At 70.9% G+C, this 8,645-nt stretch carries 9 protein-coding genes; 8 read left to right on the top strand and 1 reads right to left on the bottom strand.

All coding sequences use genetic code 11. The annotated features are described in order from the left end of the window. Positions 1 to 27: 27 nt before the first annotated feature. Entirely contained in the window at positions 28 to 213 is a 186-nt protein-coding gene (rpmB, locus tag ACFWM7_RS30860) for a 50S ribosomal protein L28 (RefSeq protein ID WP_026171429.1), read from the bottom strand. 257 nt (positions 214 to 470) lie between these two features. On the opposite strand from rpmB, the gene ACFWM7_RS30855 reads away from it, so the two are divergent. The 8 genes from ACFWM7_RS30855 to rnc all read left to right on the top strand — a co-directional run. Then, a complete protein-coding gene (locus ACFWM7_RS30855; RefSeq protein WP_383266849.1) occupies positions 471 to 2,213 on the top strand; it encodes a DAK2 domain-containing protein in 1,743 nt (580 codons plus the stop codon). A 55-nt stretch (positions 2,214 to 2,268) separates the two neighbouring features. Continuing rightward, complete coding sequence (gene recG / locus ACFWM7_RS30850) at positions 2,269 to 4,479, top strand: ATP-dependent DNA helicase RecG (protein ID WP_383266846.1); 2,211 nt, start codon at positions 2,269 to 2,271, stop codon at positions 4,477 to 4,479. Positions 4,480 to 4,598: 119 nt separating this feature from the next. Next, positions 4,599 to 5,183, top strand: coding sequence for a 16S rRNA (guanine(966)-N(2))-methyltransferase RsmD (gene rsmD / locus ACFWM7_RS30845; RefSeq protein WP_383266843.1), 585 nt, complete (start codon positions 4,599 to 4,601; stop codon positions 5,181 to 5,183). A 26-nt stretch (positions 5,184 to 5,209) separates the two neighbouring features. After that, complete coding sequence (coaD, locus tag ACFWM7_RS30840) at positions 5,210 to 5,689, top strand: pantetheine-phosphate adenylyltransferase (protein ID WP_007448181.1); 480 nt, start codon at positions 5,210 to 5,212, stop codon at positions 5,687 to 5,689. A gap of 116 nt (positions 5,690 to 5,805) precedes the next feature. Then, positions 5,806 to 6,924 carry a cell division initiation protein gene (locus ACFWM7_RS30835; protein WP_383266840.1) on the top strand — a complete coding sequence of 373 codons (1,119 nt, stop codon included), beginning with the start codon at positions 5,806 to 5,808 and terminating at the stop codon, positions 6,922 to 6,924. Positions 6,925 to 7,147: 223 nt separating this feature from the next. Then, positions 7,148 to 7,762: a DUF177 domain-containing protein gene (locus ACFWM7_RS30830; RefSeq protein ID WP_205080805.1), complete on the top strand. Its 615-nt coding sequence runs from the start codon at positions 7,148 to 7,150 to the stop codon at positions 7,760 to 7,762. Between the two features lie 2 nt (positions 7,763 to 7,764). Continuing rightward, the gene (gene rpmF / locus ACFWM7_RS30825; protein ID WP_003965982.1) at positions 7,765 to 7,938 is read left to right on the top strand and encodes a 50S ribosomal protein L32; all 174 of its coding nucleotides are present in this window, start codon (positions 7,765 to 7,767) and stop codon (positions 7,936 to 7,938) included. A 19-nt stretch (positions 7,939 to 7,957) separates the two neighbouring features. Then, on the top strand, positions 7,958 to 8,645 hold a 688-nt coding region (gene rnc / locus ACFWM7_RS30820; protein WP_383266837.1), incomplete at its 3' end, for a ribonuclease III.

Genomic DNA, 8,645 nt, shown 5'->3' with positions numbered 1-8,645 from the left:
CCGGAAGGCTGCGCTACGACGGGGACGTCAGCGCGCGACCTTGCCGGCCTTGATGCACGAGGTGCAGACGTTGAGCCGCTTCGGCGTCCGACCGACCACGGCACGCACGCGCTGGATGTTGGGATTCCAGCGACGGGACGTACGGCGGTGCGAGTGCGAAATGTTGTTGCCGAAGCTCGGCCCCTTGCCGCAAACGTCGCAGTTGGCAGCCACGGGTCACTCCAAAGACTTCAGATGCACTTACAGTGAAATCCGGCGCGCCGGAATCATTTGACTGAAGTGGCGGTACCGGAGGAATGGCCCGACTCTCATCGGGCAACCGGAGCAGCATACAACGCCTGCTTCGGAGATACGAAACTACCACGGGTCAGCCCTCCGCCCTCCCGCCCCCCTGTCCGGGCCGGGGCCCCGCCGAGCGGGCTAACCTGCGGTGCAGCCCGTTGCCACGGCCGCTTCAAGGAGGACCATCGGTGCCGCAGCTCCCCGACGACCTGGACGCCGTCGCGGTACGCACATGGTGCTCACTGGCCCTGGAGGCCCTGGGCCGGGAACGCGCGGAGATCGACGCGATCAACGTCTACCCCATCGCGGACGGGGACACCGGCACCAACCTCTACCTGACCGTCGAGTCCGCCGCGGCTGCCGTCGAAGCGGTCTTCGCCGCCCATGAGACCGGCACGAGCGCACCCGCCACCGCCGACGCCGTACGCGCCATGGCGCACGGCGCCCTGATCGGCGCCCGCGGGAACTCCGGCACGATCCTGGCCCAGCTGCTGCGCGGCATGGCCGGGGTACTGGCCGACGCCGGCGACGCGGCCCATCTGCGCCTCGCCCTCACCAGCGCCGCCGACGCCGCCCGCCAGGCCGTCGCCCGTCCCGTCGAGGGCACCGTGCTCACCGTCGCCGCAGCGGCCGCCGAGGCAGCCCGGGGCGAGGAAGGCGAGGACCCCGACCTGCGGGCCGTCGTCACCGCCGCCTACGAGGGGGCGCGCGCCGCCCTCGCGCGCACCCCCGAGCAGCTCGCCGTCCTCGGCCGGGCGGGCGTGGTCGACGCCGGGGGCCGGGGGCTGGTGGCGGTTCTGGGCGCGCTGGTGGAGACGGTGACCGGGCAGGCTCCGGTACGCGGGCCCCGTACCGCTTCCGGGAACACCGCGAAGGCCCCCGTGACCGTGGACGGGGGTTCCGTGGTGGGGCTGCCCGTGGGCGGCACCCCGGTGGAGGGCGTGACGGCGGGGGGCGTTGCGGCGGGGAGCCTTCCCGCGGAGGGGCCGCTCGACTGCCCCGAGGACGGGGGCGCCGGGCCCGCGTTCGAGGTGATCTACCTCCTGGAGGCCCGCGACGAGCAGGTGGCCCGCCTGCGCACCCGGCTCGACGCCCTCGGCGACTCCCTGGTCGTGGTGGGCGGTGACGGGCTCTGGCACGTACACGTCCATGTCGACGACGCCGGGGCGGCCGTGGAGGCGGGCGTCGAGGCCGGTAGGCCGTACCGGATCCGGATCACCCACTTCGCCACCGAGAGCGGCCACGACGTCCGCGTCCAGGCCGAACCCGCCCAGCGCGCCGTCGTCGTGGTGGTCCCCGGAGACGGCCTTGCCGGGCTCTGCACCGAGGCCGGGGCCACCACCGTCATCGCCCGCCCAGGCGAACCCCCCGCCAGCGGAGAACTGGTCGAGGCCATCCGCCGCGCCCACGCCCGAGAGGTGGTCCTGCTGCCCAACGACGCGGCCCTGCGCCACACCGCCGCCGCAGCCGCCGAACAGGCCAGGACCGAGGGGGTCCGGGTCGCCCTCGTCCCCACCCGCGCCGCCGTCCAGGGCATCGCCGCGCTCGCCGTCCACGAGCCCGACCGGGGTTTCGACGAGGACGTGGTCGCCATGACCGCGGCCGCCGGGGCCACCCGCTACGCCGAACTGGCCGTCGCCGAACGCCAGTCGTGGACCATGGCGGGCATCTGCCAGGCCGGGGACATCCTCGGCCTGATCGACGGCGACGTGGCCGTGATCGGCTCCGACGTCCCGCACACCGCCCGCACCGTGCTCGACCGGATGCTGGCGGCGGGCGGTGAGCTGGTCACCCTCGTCCTCGGCGAGGACGTGCCCGACGCGCTGGCCGACGCGCTGGAGGAGCACGTACGCGAGGGCCATCTCGCCGTGGACACCGTGGTCTACCGGGGCGGGCACCAGCGGGCGCCGCTGCTGATCGGCGTCGAGTAGCCGTCGGTGTGGTGTCGCCGTGCCCGGCGGACAGTTGTCAGTGCCGTGGTGTGCAATGGATCGCGTGTCCTCGTTCGATGAACCTCTCAAGAAGCTGCTCGGCGGAGCCACCGCGAAGGTGATGGCCGAACACCTCGACCTGCACACGGTCGGTGATCTGCTGCACCACTACCCGCGGCGGTACGAGGAGCGCGGCAAGCTGACCGCGCTGGCCGACCTCCCGCTGGACGAGCACGTCACGGTCGTCGCCCAGGTCGCCGACGCCCGGATCCTGATGTTCAACAACGGCCGGGGCAAGCGGCTCGAAGTCACCCTCACCGATGGCAGCGGCCGCCTCCAGCTGGTTTTCTTCGGCCACGGAGTCCACAAGCCGCACAAGGAGCTGCTGCCGGGCCGCCAGGCGATGTTCGCGGGCAAGGTCTCCGTCTTCAACCGCAAGATGCAGCTCGCCCACCCCACGTACCAACTGCTCGACGCCTCCGACGCCGACGAGGCCACCGAGGCCGTGGACGCCTTCGCCGGACGGCTGCTGCCGATCTACCCCGCGTGCAAGCAGCTCGACTCCTGGCGGATCGCCAAGGCCGTGGACGCCGTGCTGCCGAGCGCCCAGGACGCGGTGGACCCCCTGCCCGCCGCCCTGCGCGAGGGGCGCGGGTTCACCCCGCTGCCCGAGGCCCTGCTCAAGGTGCACCGGCCGCAGACCAAGGCGGATATCGAGGACGCCAAGGCCCGGCTCAAGTGGGACGAGGCGTTCGTCCTCCAGGTCGCCCTGGCCCGCCGCCGGTACGCCGACACCCAGCTCCCCGCCGTGGCCCGCCGCCCCGTCGCGGACGGCCTGCTGGACGCGTTCGACGCCAAGCTGCCCTTCACTCTCACCGAGGGCCAGGAGAAGGTCAGCAAGGAGATCTTCGACGACCTGGCGACCGAGCACCCGATGCACCGCCTCCTCCAGGGCGAGGTGGGCAGCGGAAAGACGATGGTGGCGCTGCGCGCCATGCTCACCGTGGTCGACGCGGGCGGCCAGGCCGCGATGCTCGCCCCCACCGAGGTCCTGGCCCAGCAGCACCACCGCTCGATCACCGAGATGATGGGCGAGCTGGCCGAGGGCGGCATGCTCGGCGGCTCGGACCGGGGGACCAAGGTGGTCCTGCTCACCGGCTCCATGGGCACGGCCGCCCGCCGTCAGGCCCTGCTCGACCTGGTGACCGGCGAGGCCGGGATCGTCATCGGCACCCATGCGCTGATCGAGGACAAGGTCCAGTTCCACGACCTGGGCCTGGTCGTCGTGGACGAACAGCACCGCTTCGGCGTGGAACAGCGCGACGCCCTGCGCTCGAAGGGGAAGCAGCCGCCCCACCTCCTCGTCATGACCGCCACCCCCATTCCTCGTACGGTCGCGATGACGGTCTTCGGCGACCTGGAGACCTCCGTCCTGGACCAGCTCCCGGCCGGACGCTCCCCGATCGCCAGCCATGTCGTCCCCGCCAAGGACAAGCCCCACTTCCTCGCCCGCGCCTGGGAACGCGTCCGCGAAGAGGTGGAGAACGGCCATCAGGCGTACGTGGTCTGCCCCCGCATCGGCGACGACGCGGAGGAGGAGAGCAAGAAGGGCAAGGCCAAGAAGAAGGCCGCCGAGGAGGACCCCGAGAAGCGGCCGCCGCTCGCCGTCCTGGAGATCGCCGACGAGCTCCGTAAGGGCGCGTTGGCCGGGCTGAGCGTCGAGGTGCTGCACGGCAGGATGCACCCCGACGAGAAGGACGACGTCATGCGCCGGTTCGCCGCCGGGGACGTCGACGTCCTGGTCGCCACCACCGTCATCGAGGTCGGGGTCAACGTCCCCAACGCCACCGCCATGGTGATCATGGACGCCGACCGCTTCGGCGTCTCCCAGCTCCACCAGCTGCGCGGCCGCGTCGGCCGTGGCTCCGCCCCCGGGCTCTGCCTGCTGGTCAGCGAGGCCCACGAGGCGAGCCCCGCCCGCGCCCGCCTCTCCGCCGTCGCCGCGACGCTCGACGGCTTCGAGCTCTCCCGAATCGACCTGGAGCAGCGCCGCGAGGGCGATGTGCTGGGCCAGGCCCAGTCCGGGGTGCGCTCCTCGCTGCGCATGCTCACCGTCATCGACGACGAGGAGGTCATCGCCGCCGCCCGCGAGGAGGCCGTGGCGATCGTCGCCGCCGACCCGGAGCTGGAGCACCTGCCGGAGCTGCGCACCGTGCTGGCCGCGCTGCTGGACAAGGACCGGGAGGAGTATCTCGACAAGGGGTGAGGGCACGGGGGCGCCCCGCTGGTCGGGCCGGTGCCTGCCGCACGCCATATCGTGGACGCACGGCACGCACCCGTTCGCGAGCCCTTCCGCACGCCCCCGACCCCGAGGACCCGACACCCATGACCCGCGTGATCGCCGGCTCGGCCGGCGGACGCCGCCTGGCCGTCCCGCCCGGCACCGGCACCCGCCCCACCTCCGACCGTGCGCGCGAGGGCCTCTTCTCCACCTGGCAGGCGCTGCTCGGCACCCTCGAAGGCAGCCGCGTCGCCGATCTGTACGCCGGATCCGGCGCCGTCGGCCTCGAAGCGCTCTCCCGGGGCGCGGTCCACGCCCTGCTCGTGGAGGCCGACCCGAAGGCGGTCCGCACCGTCCGCGACAACGTCCGCACCCTGGGTCTCCCGGGCGCCGAGGTCCGTACCGGCAAAGCCGAACAGATCGTGACAGGACCGGCGCCCGTCGATCCGTACGACATCGTCTTCCTCGATCCGCCGTACGCCGTTACCGACGACGATCTTCGCGAGATCCTGCTCACACTCCGTGCTCAGGGGTGGCTCGCCGACGATGCGCTCGTCACCGTGGAACGCAGCACCCGGGGCGGAGAATTCGGCTGGCCCGCCGGATTCGAGCCACTGCGGTCCCGTCGCTACGGCGAGGGAACGCTTTGGTACGGTCGCGCCGCCGCTACGTGCGAAGACGCACGATGACCGGACCGGAGAGCGAGGGAATCACAGTGCGCCGCGCCGTCTGTCCGGGGTCGTTCGACCCCATCACCAACGGACATCTCGACATCATTGGCCGAGCCTCGAAGCTGTACGACGTGGTGCATGTGGCGGTGATGATCAACCAGTCCAAGAAGGGGCTGTTCACCGTGGACGAGCGGATCGAGCTGATCCGCGAGGTCACCGCCGACTTCGGCAACGTCGAGGTGGAGTCCTTCCACGGCCTGCTGGTCGACTTCTGCAAGCAGCGGGAGATCCCGGCGATCGTGAAGGGCCTGCGGGCCGTCAGCGACTTCGACTACGAGCTGCAGATGGCCCAGATGAACAACGGCCTCTCCGGCGTCGAGACGCTCTTCGTGCCGACCAACCCGACGTACAGCTTCCTGTCGTCCTCGCTGGTCAAGGAGGTGGCGACCTGGGGCGGCGATGTCTCCCACCTGTTGCCGCCGACCGTCCACGAGGCACTCGTGAAGCGGCTCGGCGAACGCTGAGGCACTGACGGGCCGTCACCAGCTGTCGGGCGGCGGCCGACTGGCCTTACAGTCGTCCCGTCCGTCTCCAACGGAGCAGCAGCTTCAACAGAGCAGCAGAGAGTGGCGAGCACACGGTGGACGTGCAGAAGAAGCTCGACGAGATCGTCGAAGCGGTCGGGAGCGCCCGATCCATGCCCATGTCGGCCTCGTGCGTGGTCAACCGCGCCGAGCTGCTCGCCATGCTCGAAGAGGTGCGCCAGGCCCTGCCCGGCTCGCTCGCCCAGGCCCAGGAGCTGATCGGCGGCCACGAGCAGTTCGCCGAGCAGGCCCGCCAGGAGGCCGAGCGGATCGTCGAGTCCGCGCACGCCCAGCGCGCCTCGCTGATCTCCGAGACCGAGATCGCCCGCCAGTCGCAGGCCGAGGCCGACCGGATCCTGTCCGAGGCCTGCCGTGAGGCCGAGGAGGTCCGGGCCGAGGCCGACGACTACGTCGACAGCAAGCTCGCCAACTTCGAGGTCGTCCTCACCAAGACCATCGGCTCCGTGGACCGGGGCCGCGAGAAGCTCCTCGGCCGCGGTCAGGGCCTGGACGAGCAGGGCTACGAGGATCCCGACTTCACCGAGGCCCCCGAGCGCAGCGCCGATCCCGAGACGCTGAAGCAGCGGGCCGACGCGTACGTCGACGCCAAGTTCGGCGCCTTCGAGGCCGTCCTCGCCAAGACGCTGGAGGCGGTCGGCCGCGGCCGGCAGAAGCTGCACGGCCGGGTCGCCAGCGACGACCTCGGCGCGCACATGGCCGCCCAGGACGCCGCGGGCGGCCAGGGCCACACCAGCGACGCCGACTACCTGGCCGGTCTCGCCGAGCTCGCCACCCCGCAGCCGCAGCAGGCGCCCCAGCAGCCCGCCTACCCGGCGCAGCAGCCGCAGGTCGAGCCGAGCTACGCGCAGGCGGCGTACGGCTACCAGGAGCAGCCGCTCCAGCAGGACGTCCAGGACGCGTACGGCTACCCGCAGCAGCCCGACCCGTACGCGGCGTACCAGCAGCAGGGGGGCTACGACCCGAACGGCTACCCGCCCCAGCCCACCGGCCAGCCCGACTACGGCTGGCAGCAGCAGGCCCAGCAGCACGGGCAGGGACAGGGCCAGAGTCAGGCTCCCGACCAGCAGGGCGGGGGAGCGCTGGACGAGACCAGCCTCTTCGACACCAGCATGATCGACCTGGAACAGCTCCGCCGGTACGAGCAGGGTCGCTGACCCCCGGTCGGGGTTGCCCCGATTGGGTGCTGAGCGGTCCGTCCAGTATCCTGAATCCTCGGTCGCACATAGGTCCGCGATCTCGGCTGCCCGTTTCGCCTCAGAAACGAGGGCGGTCCGTTCCCCGGGCCACCGACGACCGACCCTCCCTTCGCAGCGCGACACCCATGATTCGAAAGCAGGAAAAGCCCTGAACGGCCACCTCGACCACCGCAACCCTCTCGTGTTCGATACGCACGAGCTGGGTCGGCGTCCCGGTGCCATGAAGCGGCTGTCCCGCTCGGTGGAAGCACCCGGTTCACCGGTCCTGGGCATCGACGGCGTCATCGGCGTGCCGGAAGGCGCACCCGTGGAGCTGGACCTCCGCCTCGAATCGGTCATGGAAGGGGTGCTTGTCACAGGCACCGCCCGTGCCACCGCCGAGGGGGAGTGCGTAAGGTGTCTGGAGCCGCTGACCGTAGAGGTCGACGCGGACTTCCAGGAAATGTTCTCGTACCCTGACGCCGATGACCGGGGTCGCAGCACTGCTGCGGAGCCGGCCGACGACGCCGAGGACGACGAGGACAGGTTCTTTCTCGAGGACGGCTTGTTCGACCTTGAGTCAATGCTGCGTGACGCGGTAGTGCTCGCACTGCCCATGCAGCCGGTGTGCAAGGAGACCTGCGCCGGTCTGTGTTCCGAATGCGGAATCAGGCTGGACGAGAATCCGGGCCACCACCACGACGCCGTCGACATTCGTTGGGCGGCACTGCAAGGACTCGCCGAGACCGTTCAGGACGGCGAGAAGGACAACATGGGCGGCGCCGAACCGGGCGTCGACGAGAAGCAGGAGAAGTAGCCGTGGCTGTTCCGAAGCGGAAGATGTCGCGCAGCAACACGCGCCACCGCCGGTCGCAGTGGAAGGCTGCGGTCCCCACCCTGGTTTCGTGCGAGCGTTGCCAGGAGCCCAAGCTCCAGCACATTGCGTGCCCGAGCTGCGGCACCTACAACAAGCGCCAGGTCCTCGAGGTCTGAGCGGCTGGTGAGAGGCCCGATGTCTGAGTTGTCCAGCGCCAAGAAGCAGGCAGACAACGTCAACACAGCCTCGTCCCACACGCTTCTGGAAGGGCGGCTCGGGTATCACCTCGAGTCCGCCCTTCTGGTGCGTGCGCTGACCCACCGTTCGTACGCATACGAGAACGGCGGCCTGCCCACCAACGAGCGGCTCGAATTCCTCGGGGATTCGGTGCTCGGCCTGGTGGTCACGGACACGCTGTACCGCACCCACCCCGACCTGCCCGAAGGCCAGCTGGCCAAGTTGCGGGCCGCGGTGGTCAACTCGCGTGCGCTTGCGGAAGTGGGCCGCGGCCTCGAACTCGGCTCCTTCATCCGGCTCGGCCGCGGTGAAGAGGGCACGGGTGGCCGGGACAAGGCTTCCATCCTCGCCGACACACTGGAAGCAGTGATCGGCGCGGTCTATCTCGACCAGGGCCTCGGCGCGGCCTCGGAGCTGGTCCACCGGCTCTTCGACCCGTTGATCGACAGGTCCTCGAACCTCGGCGCCGGCCTGGACTGGAAGACCAGCCTCCAGGAGCTCACCGCGAGCGAGAGCCTCGGAGTCCCCGAGTACCTCGTCACGGAGACCGGCCCGGATCACGAGAAGACCTTCACTGCTGCCGCTCGCGTCGGTGGTGTCTCGTACGGCACCGGCACCGGCCGTAGCAAGAAGGAAGCGGAGCAGC

This window comes from Streptomyces sp. NPDC058375 (assembly GCF_042723425.1).
Lineage (GTDB): Bacteria > Actinomycetota > Actinomycetes > Streptomycetales > Streptomycetaceae > Streptomyces > Streptomyces durocortorensis.
This window is presented reverse-complemented; position numbering and strand designations above follow the sequence as displayed.

Bases quoted from the DNA above. Each gene is read 5' to 3' on its own strand.
- recG (WP_383266846.1), top strand. From the start codon at position 2,269: ATGGATCGCGTGTCCTCGTTCGATGAACCTCTCAAGAAGCTGCTCGGC.
- rsmD (WP_383266843.1), top strand. From the start codon at position 4,599: ATGACCCGCGTGATCGCCGGCTCGGCCGGCGGACGCCGCCTGGCCGTC.